This is a genomic window from Aquibacillus salsiterrae, from assembly GCF_028416595.1.
Lineage (GTDB): Bacteria > Bacillota > Bacilli > Bacillales > Amphibacillaceae > Aquibacillus_A > Aquibacillus_A salsiterrae.
This window is the reverse complement of the sequence record NZ_JAMQKC010000006.1, coordinates 26,976-42,176: the sequence shown is the minus strand read 5'-3', so window position 1 is coordinate 42,176 and position 15,201 is coordinate 26,976. Positions and strand designations below refer to the sequence as shown.

Sequence of the window (15,201 nt, the reverse complement as noted above, 5' to 3'; positions counted from 1 at the left end):
AAGAAGATGAGTAACATTTTTGAAGGTAACTTAGTAGGCACAGGATTAAAAGTCGGGATTGTCGTAGGAAGATTCAATGAGTTTATCACTGGGAAGTTACTTACAGGTGCCGAGGATGCCCTGCGTAGACATGGTGTAAAGGAAGAGGATGTATCCGTTGCATGGGTTCCGGGTGCATTTGAAATTCCGTTAGTTGCAAAGAAAATGGCAACGTCTAAAAAATATGACGCGGTCATTGCTTTAGGGACGGTTATTCGCGGGTCTACGCCACACTTTGATTATGTGTGTAATGAAGTTTCAAAAGGTGTAGCAAGCATTTCCTTACAAGAAAATCTTCCTGTTATTTTTGGCGTGTTAACCACAGATACGATTGAGCAGGCAATCGAGCGTGCAGGAACAAAAGCAGGAAACAAAGGTGCAGAAGCAGCTATTTCAGCTGTTGAAATGGCAAATTTGATGAAGGCACTTGATTAATAAAAAATGGAAAAGAACTAAGACCATACTGATTAATCCGTGTGGTCTTAAATGTTCTTGGATAATCGAGTAAGCGTTACAGTCCAAATTCAGGATTTCCTAATAAACTTGACAATATCTTCTTAATTACATATAGTGATTTTAAAATTAATATAATATTGCGTGGATAAGGATTAGTAGGATAGTTGTCTATTTTAAAGAGAGGGAGGTTTGCTGAGAAATCCCATTAGGTACTGTCTGAACCTACCTTGGAGCAGCGTATCGAATAGATACATACGGTTTAGGTCCCGTTATCGATGACAAAGTGTTCAGTAGGATTACTGTAAACAAGGGTGGTACCACCGTATCTCGGTCCCTTTTTTGGGGATGGGGATTTTTTTGTTTTTTAGAGGCCGATTATTATAATTGTTAATGTCAGATACGTATAAAAAATTTAATGTGTATGGAGTTGAGGTTAATGGGAAAGAAAAATAAGCAATTTGTTGAAAAAGTAACAGCAATGGAAGAAGATTTTGCCCAGTGGTACACGGACGTAGTAAAGCAAGCAGACTTGGTTGATTATGGTTCTGTTCGAGGAACAATGATTATTCGTCCGTATGGCTACGCAATTTGGGAAAATATCCGTGACATACTCGATGGGAAAATTAAAGAAACCGGTCACCAAAACATGTATTTTCCGTTATTTATTCCAGAGAGCCTTTTGCAAAAGGAAAAAGACCATATTGAAGGGTTTGCACCTGAGGTAGCATGGGTGACTCATGGAGGGGATGAGGAGCTTCAAGAACGTCTTGTTGTTAGACCGACATCAGAAGTACTATTTGCTGAACATTATTCTAAAATCATTCACTCGTATCGTGACCTACCAAAGCTTTATAATCAGTGGAGCAACGTTGTCAGATGGGAAAAGACAACCCGGCCATTCCTTCGTTCGCTAGAATTTTTATGGCAAGAAGGACATACATGTCATGCGACTGACGAAGATGCTGCTGAAGAAACAAATAAAATGTTAGATGTCTATGCACAAGTGTGTGAGGATTACCTTGCAATTCCTGTTGTTCGTGGACAAAAAACGGAAAAGGAAAAGTTTGCCGGAGCAAAATATACGCTAACTATTGAAAGCTTAATGCATGATGGAAAAGCGCTCCAATCGGGTACGTCTCACCATTTAGGAACAGGCTTTGCTGAAGGATTTGGTATCCGATTTACGGACGAACAAGGTGAGCTTAAACCAGTTCATCAGACGTCTTGGGGAATTACAACAAGACTTATTGGGGCATTAATCATGGTCCACGGGGATAACAGGGGATTAGTTGTACCACCAAGGATTGCACCAACACAAGTAATGATCGTTCCAATTGCCCAGCACAAAGAAGGTGTTTTGGACAAAGGATATCAATTAAAAGAACAAATCGCTACATTCGCTCGTGTCGATATTGACGCAAGTGATAAAATGCCGGGTTGGAAGTTTAATGAATATGAAATGAAAGGTGTACCACTGCGCTTAGAAGTGGGACCTAAAGATATTGAAAAGAACCAGGTTGTGCTAGTGCGTCGCGATACAGGGGATAAAGAATTTGTATCGATGGATGAGCTAAGCATGAAGATTCCTGCTCTATTGGAAGAAATCCAAACCAATTTATTTAATAAGGCGAAAGAGCTTCGCGAGGAAAAAACGAGTGTTGCTAAGACGTTTGACGAATTTAAGCAGCTTCTTGAAGAAAAGCCTGGATTCATCAAAGCGATGTGGTGTGGTGACGTTGGTTGTGAGGAAAAAATAAAAGAAGAAACGTCAGCTACTTCTAGATGTATTCCATTTGACCAAGAGACTGTTCATGATAAATGTGTCTACTGTGGCGAAGAAGCAGATAAGTTAGTCTATTGGGCAAAAGCATATTAATAATAGAAGGAGTACCTATCAGGTGCTCCTTTTTAGATGTCCGAGCGATTGCCCTACTTGGGATTACCGTCAATCTGAGTCCGAATTGAACCCCAATTCAGACAGGTAAGGCGGATATCAGTCAATCCGAGTCCGAATGAAGCCCCAATTCAGACAGGTAAGACGAACATCCATCAATCCGAGTCCGAATCGAACCCCAATTCGGACAGAGCAGGCGAACATCAGTCAATCTGAGTCCGAATGAAGCCCCAATTCAGACAAAGAAGGCGAACATCAGTCAATCTGAGTCCGAATGAAGCCCCAATTCGGACAGAGCAGGCGAATATCAGTCAAACTGAGTCCGAATTGGGGTTCAATTCAGACAGGTAAGACGAATATCAGTCAAACTGAGTCCGAATGAAGCCCCAATTCGGACAGAGCAGGCGAACATCCATCAATCTGAGTCCGAATGAAGCCCCAATTCGGACAGAGCAGGCGAACATCCATCAATCTGAGTCCGAATGAAGCCCCAATTCAGACAGGTAAGTCGGATATCCATCAATCCGAGTCCGAATGAAGCCCCAATTCGGACAGAGCAGGGGAATATCCATCAATCTGAGTCCGAATCACACCCGGATAGCTATTATAATCAGAGCTGTTTACTCCCATCAATGCTTTAATTGCTCCTGTTCTTAGTCTAACAGTTCTTGTATAGCTGTTTCGATTGCTAGGGGTTCTATGTTTGGTGCGTATCTTTTCACAACTTGTCCGTTGCGATCGATTAAAAACTTTGTGAAATTCCATTTTACCTGGTTAAAGAGAAAGCCTGGAGCTTGGTTAATTAAATATTGAAAAAGCGGATGAATATTTTTGCCCTTGACATCAATTTTTCTAAATATCGGGAATGATACGCCATAATTTGTTTTACAAAACTGTTCGATGTCTGCACCGCTACCAGGTTCTTGATTCATAAATTGGTTACTTGGGAAACCAAGGACGGTGAAGCCATGGTCTTTATATGTATCATACAGCATCTGAAGCCCTTCATATTGTGGAGTAAAGCCGCATTTACTTGCTGTGTTGACAATTAATAATACATTCCCGTGAAAATCAGCTAGTGATTTCTCTTCATCGCTATTTGTCATAACAGTGTAATCATACACACTCATTGTTATCTTCCCCTTAAAATAAAGATACTGAAAAAAGACAGCCATATCAATATCAGCTGCCTTTTCTACAAGATATAAATAACTCAAGAGCTCCCTACCAAGGCGCGGCTTGCGCTTTTCTTACTATGATTGCTTAACTCCGTCTTCTTGTTCAATTCTTCTCAAGCGTTCATTGATTTCCTCTTGTGACAGGTTGTGTTCTTCTATATATAAATTTCGTGGTGATACACGGCACTCGTGTGAGCATCCCCGCATGTATTTATGCTCGTTTTCTTCGGAACATAAAATTTGTCGATTACATTCTGGGTTTGCACAATTTACATAACGTTCACAATGCTCACCATCGAAATAGTCTTTCCCTACCACGACATGTTCTTTTCGGTTAACTGGTACAGCAATACGCTCATCAAATACATATAGTTGTCCGTCCCAAAGCTCACCCTGAACTTCTGGGTCCTTCCCGTAAGTAACAATACCACCGTGTAATTGACCAACGTCTTCAAAACCTTCCTTAACTAACCAACCGGAAAATTTTTCACAACGAATACCACCTGTACAATACGTTAACACTTTTTTACCTTCAAGCTTGTCTTTATTTTCTTTTACCCAATCAGGTAAATCGCGGAATGTTTCAATATCTGGGCGAATCGCACCACGGAAGTGTCCTAAATCATATTCATAATCGTTTCTAGCATCTAAAACAACAGTATTCTCATCTTGCATTGCCTCGTAAAATTCTCTTGGACTTAAATATTTACCTGTTGTTTCTTTAGGGTTAACATCGTCCTCAAGACGAAGTGTTACAAGCTCTGGTCGAGGGCGTACGTGCATCTTTTTAAAGGTATGTCCATCTGCCTCATCAACCTTAAACACCATATCTGCAAAACGAGGGTCGTTATGCATTGTCTCCATATATTTATTTGTTTGTTCAACAGTCCCTGAAACGGTGCCGTTAATACCCTCTTTTGCAACAAGTACACGACCTTTTAACTCTAATTCTTTACAGAACGTTAAGTGCTCTTTAGCAAATGTTTCAGGGTCCTCAATGTTTACATAGTTGTAATACAGTAAGACTTGATACTTTACTTTTTCCATTTTTAATTACCACCTATCAATTCATATTTGCAAGATATAAACGTGTTTAGGTTGGATATTCATAACATTAGTCTCTTGCAAGCTTATATTTTAACAAAAAAAATAATGAAATTCAATGGTTGATTAAGGAACAAAAGCGCAAGTCGCACCTTCGAAACAAGAAAACCACTTGCTTCTAACGAGATGTCAATTCTTAGGAGTGTTCCTTGGATCTTTTTATACTTTCTTAATCTTATGAGAAAAACGAGTAAGTTGCTTGTGTTTTTCAAAAAGTCATAGTAAATTTAAAAGGAAATAGATGGCTTGCATAGTTCTTGATGTTTTTTTTACAATAAGTGATGTAAAGCACTTTAAGTAAGGAGGCATTCAATATGGTAGGTAAAGTTAAATGGTTTAATGCAGATAAAGGGTTTGGATTCATTGAGCGTGAGGATGGAGACGATGTATTTGTCCACTTCTCAAGCATCCAATCTGATGGTTTCAAATCACTTGATGAAGGTCAAGAAGTTGAATTTGAAATCGTTGAAGGTCAACGTGGTCCACAAGCATCTAATGTTGTTAAACTGTAATCAATTTTGGACAAGGAAGGGTGCATCTCGATTTGAGATGCACCCCTTTTAAAAGTATAAAAAGCGTGACCTCGCCTGAGGTTTACTAACGAGCCAAGTCGGGACTATTACTTATGAAATGGTGATGCAAATGGAAAAAAATACGGAAAAACATATTATTGATATGTACAAACAACAGGAAAATGGTATGATTCTCATCTTTGCCCAGTGGTGTATAAATAATGATTTAGACCCTTTTGAACTATATCAACAGGCCTACCCACAGCAACTACCGAATCAAGCGTTAGTCGAAGCGGTTGAATTAACTGTGTCAAAAGAAGAGGCTGATCATATTCCTGTTGACATACTGTTTGAAGCGCTTCAGTTGTTTGGTAACGATGACTTAGCATTTGTCGTTGCAGAATTAATGGAGAAGACGCCAAAAGAAAGGTTACCTGAACAATTTGATTAATGCTTGTGTACCGCTGTCTTGTTCCCCTTTGTCAGCTAAACGCTTATAAAGTGAAAGAGATAGTTCGATTCCTGGGGTAGTTAATCCCATAGCTTTAGCAGACTCTAGTGCAATCGTCATATCCTTGATGAAGTGCTTAACATAAAAACCGGGAGCATAGTTTTCGGCGATCATTCTAGGTGCAAGGTTAGTTAACGACCAACTGCCTGCTGCTCCAGTCGTAATCGTTTCTAACACCTTTTCTGGATTTAACCCCGCATGCTCAGCATAGACAATTGCCTCGCAAACACCAATCATGTTAGATGCAATCGTTATTTGGTTGCACATTTTAGTATGTTGTCCTGCACCTGGGTCACCTTGAAGCATGATATGTTGACCGATCACTTCAAATATTGGCTTGACAGCGTTAAATGCATCTTGTTCCCCTCCAACCATGATTGCTAATGTTCCGTTTTTCGCTCCAATATCTCCACCGGAAACAGGTGCGTCTAAAGCATGAATTTGTTTTTCTTTAGCTAGTACTGCAATTTTCTCTGCTAAGAGGGGACTTGAGGTAGTCATATCAATGACATAAGCACCAGCCTTGGCATTTGCTAAAATGCCCGTCTCACTAAGATAGATTTCTTCTACATCACTTGGATAACCGACGATGGATATTATTACATCGGAATCAGCCGCGAGTTGTGCAACGGAATCTTTCCATGTTGCGCCGCGTTCGATCAACTCAGTTGCCTTTTCCTTTGTTCGAGTATAGGTATGTAATGTATAACCTGCATCAATTAAATTTAAAGCCATACTCTTCCCCATCACACCAGCACCAATTAAACCAATCGTAAAGTCTGTACTATCCATTAAAATTCCTCCTTAAACGAGTTATTCGTTATCTTTCCTATTCGTTAAAAAAACAGCAATTCCTTCCACAAGTCACAAGAAAACAATCAAAATAAAGTAATTGCAATCCAATAAAATCTATGCTAAGTTCTATATTGTTTGCCATGTTATTCACCTCAGACCGTTAAATCATGTTCTGTTAAAGTAAGAGTGTGCACTATCTTTAGCAATGTGTTCTAATAGTGGGCTATATCAGGGCTTTGCTGAATTTACTGTAAAGTATTTAACTTAAGAAAAAATATATAAGGTAAAAAAAGAAGCTTCGCCAAAAGTTTGCTAAACTTTTGAGAAGCCCTTTAGACTCTCTCAATACCCCCTAGATTGAAATAAACATTTTTTATCCTAAAGGGGGCTGGACTCGTAAATTGTAATTTTAGTTTTTCAAAATCACTTATCCGCTTAGGGTGATAATAGGGTTTATCAAATTTTAATTTCTCATCTCTAAGCCAATCGGGAACTTCAATATCATATGTTTGTAAATAATAGTCTAATAAGGCTGATACTTTCGTTAAATATGTTAATTCTTTATCGTTACATAAATCTAAATTCACCTTCTCATTAAGGGTATTTATAAATTCCACATCTTTTGATTTTAGCAATTCTAATAGTTGATTTAAACTTGTGTCTTCATCAGGATACTCAAATAATGACTGTAAATACTTATTCCCAATCATAGCCTAAATCCTTTCCTAAATATTTTATAAAATTAATTTGTCTTTCTCCTACGAGGGTTAATGGTAAATAGTTGTTAAAGATACTTAAAAGTTCCGTTTTCGTTGTAATACCCAAGTCCTTACATAGTAGATAGGCATCAACAAAATCTTTAGCAGGTTCTGGTCTTGCTGCTAATATTTTCATAGCCAACAATTGTTCTGCGTTAGGTTTTAATATCTTTAAGTGAGAATATATTTTATAGGTTTCTTTATCTTCTTTTAAAAGAGATTTAAGCGGTTCTTTAACCTCCTCATTTATCCATCCATCTGAAAGATTAAAGGTAAACTTAGCAAGGTCTAATATGTTATCTAATAATTTTGAATTAGTTTCACTAAATACACAATCTATATCTCTAGTCGCTGGCCTATTATCATATACCATTGTCATAATAGCACCACCATAAATTGTAATCTCAAGCTGCAATTGATTTTCCTTTAGTCGTTCATTTAGATAACCAAATATCTGGATCAGCTTATCTTTATTCATTAGTCCAATATTATTAGATTCAGTCATATTATTCCCCTCTATCGTGTAATTTCATATACTACCTTTAATTATATCATTAATAATATCAAGTATATAACCACTTAAGAATATACCTTCTTAGCTAATTTTAATGAAATATTCGATAAAATATTTTTCCGATTTCCAATCTATTTCCTCGGTTTCGTTTTGAAAAGGATATTGTTTTCAAATACCCTGACCTACGTTAGAAAAGTGAAATTGGGCCAATATTAGGATATAAAGTAATTGCATTCCGATAAAATCTATGCTAAATTCTATATATTGATATTTTTTTAAAATATAATACTATATCTTGTAAAAGTACAAATTAGGTGGCAACTTAGCCTTTAAAGGGAATACAGTGAGAATCTGTAACTGTCCCCGCAACTGTAATTGTCGACGAACGAGTATAACCACTGAGTGATAGACTTTTAAAAATTACTTGGGAAGGGCTCTAGTAGGGTGAAGCATGAGTCAGTAGACCTGCCTAATTTGTCGTTGTTTCTTTCTTCGGGGGTTGAGTATAGAAACGATAGAATCCGTTTGGTAGTTAATTATCCACTATGACAATAGGGGATTTTTCATTAGCGAAATTCTGTCGTTTTTTGTCCGCTCATGTAACCGCATGAGCGTTTTTTAATGCCCAGGAAATTATTTGAAAGGGAGGACTAAGAAAGTGGCAGAATTACAGACGATGACAAGAGATTGGAAACAATATGTTCTTGACGATTTATCGGAGCGATTTGCGCATATGAACGTAGAGGCATTACATCAATATGGACAATCCTTATTGGATAAAAAGGCAGAAATAGACGAGAAGGAATGGGTGCAGCAACTAATATTAGAGGCGCTTTCCTTTTTAGATGAACAGGAACCCGAATGGACGTATGTAGCCTCAAACTTATACGGGAAGCTACTTTACCGGGAAGCGGCCGAAAATAGGGGTTACCTTTATCAGGAGAAATACGGACCATTTTATGAGTTGTTACAATCCTTAACAACTATAGGGATTTATCACAAATCACTACTTGAGCGTTATCGTAAAGAAGAGATCGATGAATTAGAACAGTTGATTGAGCCAGATAAAGATCATTTATTTACATACATTGGACTGAAGACATTAGCGGACCGATATATCGCGAAGGACTATCAGAAAGGCGTACAAGAGCTACCACAGGAACGATTTATGATTATTGCGATGACGTTAATGAAGCAAGAACCGAAAGAGATACGGCTTAAGCTCGTAAAGGAAGCTTATTGGGCTTTAAGTAATCTCTACATGACTGTTGCAACACCAACATTAGCAAATGCAGGAAAAAGTTATGGGCAACTGTCAAGCTGTTTTATCGACACAATTGACGATAGCCTGCAAGGGATTTTTGACAGTAATACAGACATCGCCAACCTTTCGAAAAACGGAGGTGGAATTGGTGTCTATCTAGGGAAAATTAGAAGTAGAGGTAGTGCAATTAAAGGTTTTAAAGGTGCATCTTCTGGTGTCCTACCATGGATGAAACAGTTAAATAACACGGCAGTAAGTGTCGACCAACTAGGGCAACGAAAAGGTGCTATATGTGCCTATCTTGATATATGGCATAAGGATATCTTTTCTTTCTTGGATGCAAAGTTAAACAATGGGGATGAACGCTATCGGACCCATGATTTGTTTACTGGGGTTTGTTTACCTGATGTATTTATGGAGCAAGTGGAAGCCCGTGCGAATTGGTATTTGTTTGATCCACACCAAGTAAGAAGCATGATGGGTTATTCCCTTGAGGATTTTTACGATGAAGTACGAGGCGAGGGAGTTTTTCGTGATAAATATTGGGAGTGTGTGCATCACCCTGGATTAGATAAAGAAGAAGTTCCGGCAATTGATATTATGAAGCGAATATTACGTAGCCAGTTAGAGACGGGCGGCCCCTTTATGTTTTACCGGGATGAGGTGAATCGCCAAAATGCAAACAAACATTTAGGTATGATTTATTCAAGTAACCTTTGTACCGAAATCACACAAAATCAGAGCCCAACAACGGTTGCTGAACAGGTGACAAAGGATGGAAACATTATCATTACGAAGCAACCTGGAGACTTTGTTGTATGTAATCTTTCATCAATCAATTTAGGACGAGCAGTAACGAACGATGTATTAGAGCGGTTAATTAAGGTTCAAGTTAGAATGCTTGATAATGTGATTGATTTAAATACCATTCCAGTATTACAAGCCGATCTGACGAATAAAAAGTATCGAGCAGTTGGACTCGGGACGTTTGGATGGCATCATTTACTAGCCTTAAAAAGGATAACGTGGGAAAGTGACGAAGCTGTTGACTACGCCGATCGTCTGTATGAAAAAATTGCTTATTTGACGATCAAAGCGAGCATGGAATTGGCGAAGGAAAAAGGTCCGTGTAGTGCCTATGAAAATTCGGAATGGCAATCAGGTAAATATTTTGAGCGAAAAGGATATGACCAATCTAATCGAAATGATTGGAAACAATTGACAGCGGGTGTTTCGCAGTATGGGATTAGAAATAGCTATTTAATGGCAGTCGCGCCGAATGCCTCGACTTCGCTAATCGCTGGAAGCACGGCTAGCATTGATCCTATTTTCCAAAAGTTTTACGCGGAAGAGAAAAAGGATTACAAAATTCCAGTTACCGCACCAGACTTATCGGTCGAAACAACCTGGTATTACAAATCTGCTTACTATATTGATCAACACTGGAGTATTAAACAAAATGCAGCTAGGCAAAAGCATATAGACCAGAGCATCTCGTTTAATTTTTACGTGCCAAATACAATCCAAGCAAAGGAATTACTCGATTTACATCTTGATGCATGGAAATCGGGCCTAAAGACGACTTATTATTTACGTTCGACCTCATCTGATTTGATTGAATGTGAATCTTGTTCAAGTTAAAGGAGGATATTGATGGTTACATTAAATAAACGAGAATTAATGGATAAAACAGCTCCAAACCAATCGACAGGGATTATAAATGGAAGAAGCTCAAATATTTTGAACTGGGATGATGTAAGATTTTCATGGGCATATCCTAAATACAAAAAAATGTTAGCAAATTTCTGGACGCCATTTGAAATTAATATGTCACAGGATATCAAGCAGTTTCCTACACTTACAGATAACGAACAGGACGCCTTTTTAAAAATTATTGGTTTGTTAGCTCTACTTGATAGTGTCCAAACAGATTATGCTGGAAAGGTTGCAGATTACCTTACTGATTCGAGTCTAAATGCACTGATGATTATTTTAGCGCAGCAGGAAGTAATTCATAATCATTCGTATTCCTACATTTTATCAACGCTTGTTTCGAAGCAAAAGCAAGACCAAGTGTTTGACTTCTGGCGAACGGAACCAATATTGCAAGAAAGAAATGATTTTGTGACTGATGGTTACCGGGCCTTTGCTGAGGAGCCAACTGTTGATAATTTGTTGAAGTCTATTGTTTATGATGTCATATTGGAAGGGTTGTTTTTCTACTCTGGGTTTGCGTTTTTCTACCACTTAGCACGTAATCAAAAAATGGTTAGTTCTTCGACGATGATTAATTACATCAATCGAGACGAACAGTTACATGTTGATTTATTTGTTCGGATTTTTAAAGAAATACTCACGGAGAATCCAAAATATCACACGGATGAATTGGAGCAATTTGTTTATCAAACATTTGAACGGGCCTGTGAGCTTGAAATTAATTGGGCAAGGCACATCATCGGTAATAAAATGGATGGAATTTTACTCGAGGATGTAGAGGCCTATATCCGCTTCACGGCAAATACACGATGTAAACAATTAGGATATGAAAAGCTCTATCCGGAAATACAGAAAAATCCACTACGCTGGATTAAGGCATATGAAGAGGTTGATTTAGGTAAGTCAGATTTCTTTGAGCAGAAATCAAGACAGTATACAAAGGTTAACTTTGCAGACAACGGTTTTGATGAACTATAACCAGCAAGAGGCCGCTTGCGCTTTTTACTTTATTCCATTAGAATAAAATTATTTTCTAAATGAATGGTAAAAGGGTGGGGACAATGGAGTGGCAATTGAGGAAATTTGATGAGTTAACTACCGATGAATTGTATCAAATAATAAAAGCGAGGATTGACGTGTTTGTCGTTGAACAAACCTGTCCATACCCTGAACTTGATAACCATGATCAAGCGTCTTCCCATTTATTCTTACAGGATAAGACCGACATAGTTGCATACGCAAGACTAATTCCTGAAAAAAATATTTATGAGGAAGCCTCTATCGGTCGTGTGCTCGTTTCTAAATCCCATCGTGGCAAAGGGTATGCCAAAGATTTGATGGAAAAAGCAATTAATATCTTAGTGAACGATTGGAAAGTCGGTGCCATTAAATTACATGGGCAGGAATACTTGCGTCAATTTTATGGTTCACTTGGCTTCAAGGAAATATCTGAAGTATATTTAGAGGACAATATTCCCCACGTCGATATGATTATGAATACCAGAGAAAAATCAAAGCAGTAATCTTATTTCCTTTACTTCCAAAAACTTATCTGATTGGCTATTAGATAACGGATATACTATTAATGCCCCTCGTAAAGGAAAAGTCAGGAGGCGAAAATATGTTATCTAATCAACAGATAGAAGCTTGTAAGCACGAATTACTTCATGATCAACAGGAACTAAAAGCCCACTTGGAAGATCACTATGGCTTAAAGTATGAGTTGATAAAGGAATCAATGGGAGAGTTATCAAATTATGACAATCACCCTGCAGATCATGGGACAGCTTTATTTGAACGAGAAAAGGATATCGCTTTAAACGAACACGCTGAACAAGAACTGAAGGATATTAAGGCTGCTTTAGCTGCAATTGATCAAGGAACTTACGGTAAATGTGAGGTTTGTGGGGCCGACATCCCGTTTGACCGGTTAGAAGTTATACCAACTACCCTTCGTTGTGTACAGCATGCAGAACAAGAGGTGAAACAAGTACGTCCTGTTGAGGAGGATGTATTTCATTCGAGTGTTAACGAAGTTGAATCGGAAGTAGAAGAAGAAGAATCGACCGGATTTGACCCGGAAGATACGTGGCAGCGTGTTGAAAAGTTTGGTTCTTCAGATGGTCCTTCAGACTTCTATGATACAGATAAGGATTACCAAGATATGTACTTCAACTCTGATGAATTGGTTTCCAGTGTCGAGGATGTTGAAGGATTCTTGATTACCGATATGGATGGAAATTATATCGGCGTCAACAACAATCATGAGGCCTATGAAGACTATTTAGATGAGAATGACGTTAGTTCAATAATGTATGACTAAAAAGTAAGGGTGACGTGATCACCCTTATTTTTTAATGGTAAGAAAGTAAAAAAATCCAAAACTGTCCACTCCGTGTTTCTTATTGAAAATTTTAAGCGTGTAGGCCACTTCAATAAAAAACCTCTAAATTTCTGAAACCCAAGACAGTAAATTTTCGTATAAATAAATAAACAGGAGGGTGATAGTATGGCTGATAATCAAGGTTGTATTAAGTGCGGGAGTACGGACGCAGATCAAAAGGAAGTAGCGATGACGGGGACAGGACTATCGAAAATGTTCGACGTTCAAAACAATCAATTTATTGTGGTTTACTGCAAGAACTGTGGATATTCAGAGTTTTATAACAAGCAAAGCTCACTAGGAAGTAACATTTTCGATTTCTTTTTCGGTTAAGCTTGTCGGGGGTGACCAAGGCGCCCTGCGCTTTTCTTATTGTCTAGCTTCCGGGTGCCTACCCCCTCGAGTCGTAAGACAAGCCTCTACATGGCACAGACCGCCATTACGAGGCTTGTCTTACGCTTTTCAGGGGTGACCAAGGCACCCTGCGCTTTTCTTAAAAAATAAGCGAGACAATTCAGTTTTCTGATTGTCTCGCTTTCTAAGGGAGGTAAAGAAAGGCTTTAGCTTTGTTGACTTAATGTCAACGTTGTTGTTTGCTTTTTGCCATCACGATAATACGTGATATCTATTTGATCTCCGATTTTTGTCTCGGAGTACAACACTTGTCTTACGTCGATCATTGATGAAATGTCAGTATCGTTAATTTTGGTGATTACATCATACCTTTCCAAGCCCGCCGCGTCTGCAGGTGATCTTTGTTCTACTTGTGCAACGACAACACCCTTTGTTACGTCATTTGGTAGGTTTAATGTTTCGACTTTTGCTTGGTCTGGTACGGTAGATAAGGCTACTGCACTAATACCCATAAATGGTCGTGCAACTTCACCTGTTGTTTCGAGTTGGTCAATAATTGGTTTTGCAGTGTCGATTGGGATGGAAAAGCCGATTCCTTCGACAGATTCTTGCGCAATTTTCATGGAGTTAATCCCAATTACTTCTCCGGCACTATTAATTAATGCACCGCCACTATTACCAGGATTGATGGCTGCATCTGTTTGAATAACTTCCGTTGTCCAGTCTGGTTGCCCGTCTTTGTTTAAGTCGATGTCCACTGATCTCTCGACACCACTAATAATTCCCTTTGTAACAGTGCCGGCAAACTCTGTGCCTAGAGGGTTACCGATGGCTATTGCTGGATCACCTACCGCTAAATTGCTTGATGAACCAAGCGTTGCAACTTGTGTAACTTTACTTCCATCCATTTCTAGCACTGCTAAATCAGAAAGTTGGTCAGCTCCTAAAACCTTTGCGTCAACACGGTCTCCGTTCGTTAAAATGACTTCCACCTCTGAGGCACCATCAACGACGTGATTATTGGTGACTACATACGCTTTGCCATTTTCCTTTTTATAAATGACACCAGAACCTGTCCCTGCTTCTTGAGACTGTGACCACAAGCCAGCTTGTTGAATATTTGCAATTCCAACCACAGCATCTGACACTTTTTCAAGTGTAGTAGTTAATGCACCGCTATTACCATTTTCTTGTGCTATCGTTGGTATGATATTGCTGTCACTCGTTTTCGTGTCGGTTACTGATTTCACATCACTATTGGCAGTCGAAATTGTTTCTGATTGTGGAGTTGGAATTGCACCTGTGAAAATAAGTAGAACACCAATAATCGCTACGACAATCCCGCCCGTAATACCACTCATAAACATGGCGAGCTTATTCGAACTTTTTTGTTTTGACCTCATTTCTTTGTTCGATTCCATTTGGTCATTCTGAATTATTCCTGTCTGTTTGGAACTTGGCTCGAACCTATTATCCTCAAACTCATGTAAGTCATGCTGCTTATCATCATTATTGTGATTATCATGGAAAGACATATGATATCACACCTTTCTATAAGATTATGGACACTGTTTGTTTCCTACACTTGTTATTCTAGGTAACAGTAATGGCAAGTTTTCGGAAGAATTGTGGAAAAACTGTGTAATTATTTTTCAAAAGGGTAGAGATGAATAACGGGTGTTACCTGCGATTAATCATACTGGTCTTGCGCTTTTTTTTAGAT

The 15,201-nt window shown here is 38.5% G+C and carries 15 protein-coding genes, 1 riboswitch and 1 other annotated feature; of the genes, 9 read left to right on the top strand and 6 right to left on the bottom strand.

Annotated elements, in window-relative coordinates; translation table 11 throughout:
* Positions 1-6: 6 nt before the first annotated feature.
* A complete protein-coding gene (ribH, locus tag NC799_RS09060) occupies positions 7-474 on the top strand; it encodes a 6,7-dimethyl-8-ribityllumazine synthase (RefSeq protein ID WP_272446131.1) in 468 nt (155 codons plus the stop codon).
* Between the two features lie 154 nt (positions 475-628).
* Positions 629-834, top strand: a binding site (T-box leader).
* 97 nt (positions 835-931) lie between these two features.
* On the top strand, positions 932-2,371 hold the full coding sequence (gene proS, locus NC799_RS09055) for a proline--tRNA ligase (protein WP_272446130.1): 1,440 nt from the start codon (positions 932-934) through the stop codon (positions 2,369-2,371).
* Positions 2,372-3,042: 671 nt separating this feature from the next.
* On the opposite strand, the gene NC799_RS09050 is transcribed toward proS, so the two are convergent.
* Together NC799_RS09050 and trhO are read right to left on the bottom strand one after the other, a co-directional pair.
* Positions 3,043-3,519: a glutathione peroxidase gene (locus tag NC799_RS09050; protein WP_272446241.1), complete on the bottom strand. Its 477-nt coding sequence runs from the start codon at positions 3,517-3,519 to the stop codon at positions 3,043-3,045.
* Between the two features lie 123 nt (positions 3,520-3,642).
* Positions 3,643-4,614 (bottom strand): oxygen-dependent tRNA uridine(34) hydroxylase TrhO, encoded by a 972-nt coding sequence (gene trhO, locus NC799_RS09045; RefSeq protein ID WP_272446129.1) that lies wholly within the window; start codon positions 4,612-4,614, stop codon positions 3,643-3,645.
* A gap of 371 nt (positions 4,615-4,985) precedes the next feature.
* Here trhO and cspD point away from each other — a divergent pair, with 371 nt between their 5' ends.
* Entirely contained in the window at positions 4,986-5,183 is a 198-nt protein-coding gene (cspD, locus tag NC799_RS09040) for a cold-shock protein CspD (RefSeq protein ID WP_272446128.1), read from the top strand.
* 130 nt (positions 5,184-5,313) lie between these two features.
* A complete protein-coding gene (locus tag NC799_RS09035) occupies positions 5,314-5,634 on the top strand; it encodes a hypothetical protein (RefSeq protein ID WP_272446127.1) in 321 nt (106 codons plus the stop codon).
* On the opposite strand, the gene NC799_RS09030 is transcribed toward NC799_RS09035, so the two are convergent.
* The 3 genes from NC799_RS09030 to NC799_RS09020 all read right to left on the bottom strand — a co-directional run bounded on the left by NC799_RS09030 (position 5,614) and on the right by NC799_RS09020 (position 7,752).
* Positions 5,614-6,486 carry an NAD(P)-dependent oxidoreductase gene (locus NC799_RS09030; protein ID WP_272446126.1) on the bottom strand — a complete coding sequence of 291 codons (873 nt, stop codon included), beginning with the start codon at positions 6,484-6,486 and terminating at the stop codon, positions 5,614-5,616. The two genes, NC799_RS09035 and NC799_RS09030, sit on opposite strands and share 21 nt — an antisense overlap.
* Before the next feature lie 335 nt (positions 6,487-6,821).
* Positions 6,822-7,199, bottom strand: a complete 378-nt coding sequence (locus NC799_RS09025; protein ID WP_272446125.1) for a hypothetical protein — start codon at positions 7,197-7,199, stop codon at positions 6,822-6,824.
* The gene (locus tag NC799_RS09020) at positions 7,186-7,752 is read right to left on the bottom strand and encodes a DUF6036 family nucleotidyltransferase (protein WP_272446124.1); all 567 of its coding nucleotides are present in this window, start codon (positions 7,750-7,752) and stop codon (positions 7,186-7,188) included. The genes NC799_RS09025 and NC799_RS09020 overlap by 14 nt, the downstream gene beginning before the upstream one ends.
* A gap of 304 nt (positions 7,753-8,056) precedes the next feature.
* Positions 8,057-8,248: riboswitch (cobalamin riboswitch) on the top strand.
* Positions 8,249-8,437: 189 nt separating this feature from the next.
* Between NC799_RS09020 and NC799_RS09015 the strand changes: the two genes are divergently transcribed.
* The 5 genes from NC799_RS09015 (at position 8,438) to NC799_RS08995 (ending at position 13,457) form a co-directional block, all read left to right on the top strand.
* Entirely contained in the window at positions 8,438-10,666 is a 2,229-nt protein-coding gene (locus NC799_RS09015; RefSeq protein WP_272446240.1) for a ribonucleoside-diphosphate reductase subunit alpha, read from the top strand.
* Positions 10,667-10,678: 12 nt separating this feature from the next.
* Positions 10,679-11,719 carry a ribonucleotide-diphosphate reductase subunit beta gene (locus tag NC799_RS09010; RefSeq protein WP_272446123.1) on the top strand — a complete coding sequence of 347 codons (1,041 nt, stop codon included), beginning with the start codon at positions 10,679-10,681 and terminating at the stop codon, positions 11,717-11,719.
* A gap of 83 nt (positions 11,720-11,802) precedes the next feature.
* Entirely contained in the window at positions 11,803-12,264 is a 462-nt protein-coding gene (locus NC799_RS09005; RefSeq protein WP_272446121.1) for a GNAT family N-acetyltransferase, read from the top strand.
* A gap of 98 nt (positions 12,265-12,362) precedes the next feature.
* Entirely contained in the window at positions 12,363-13,064 is a 702-nt protein-coding gene (locus NC799_RS09000; RefSeq protein WP_272446120.1) for a TraR/DksA C4-type zinc finger protein, read from the top strand.
* A 186-nt stretch (positions 13,065-13,250) separates the two neighbouring features.
* Positions 13,251-13,457 carry a zinc ribbon domain-containing protein gene (locus NC799_RS08995; RefSeq protein ID WP_272446119.1) on the top strand — a complete coding sequence of 69 codons (207 nt, stop codon included), beginning with the start codon at positions 13,251-13,253 and terminating at the stop codon, positions 13,455-13,457.
* A gap of 227 nt (positions 13,458-13,684) precedes the next feature.
* Here NC799_RS08995 and NC799_RS08990 read toward each other — a convergent pair whose 3' ends face one another.
* Positions 13,685-15,013 carry a S1C family serine protease gene (locus NC799_RS08990; RefSeq protein ID WP_272446118.1) on the bottom strand — a complete coding sequence of 443 codons (1,329 nt, stop codon included), beginning with the start codon at positions 15,011-15,013 and terminating at the stop codon, positions 13,685-13,687.
* Between the last annotated feature and the right edge of the window lie 188 nt (positions 15,014-15,201).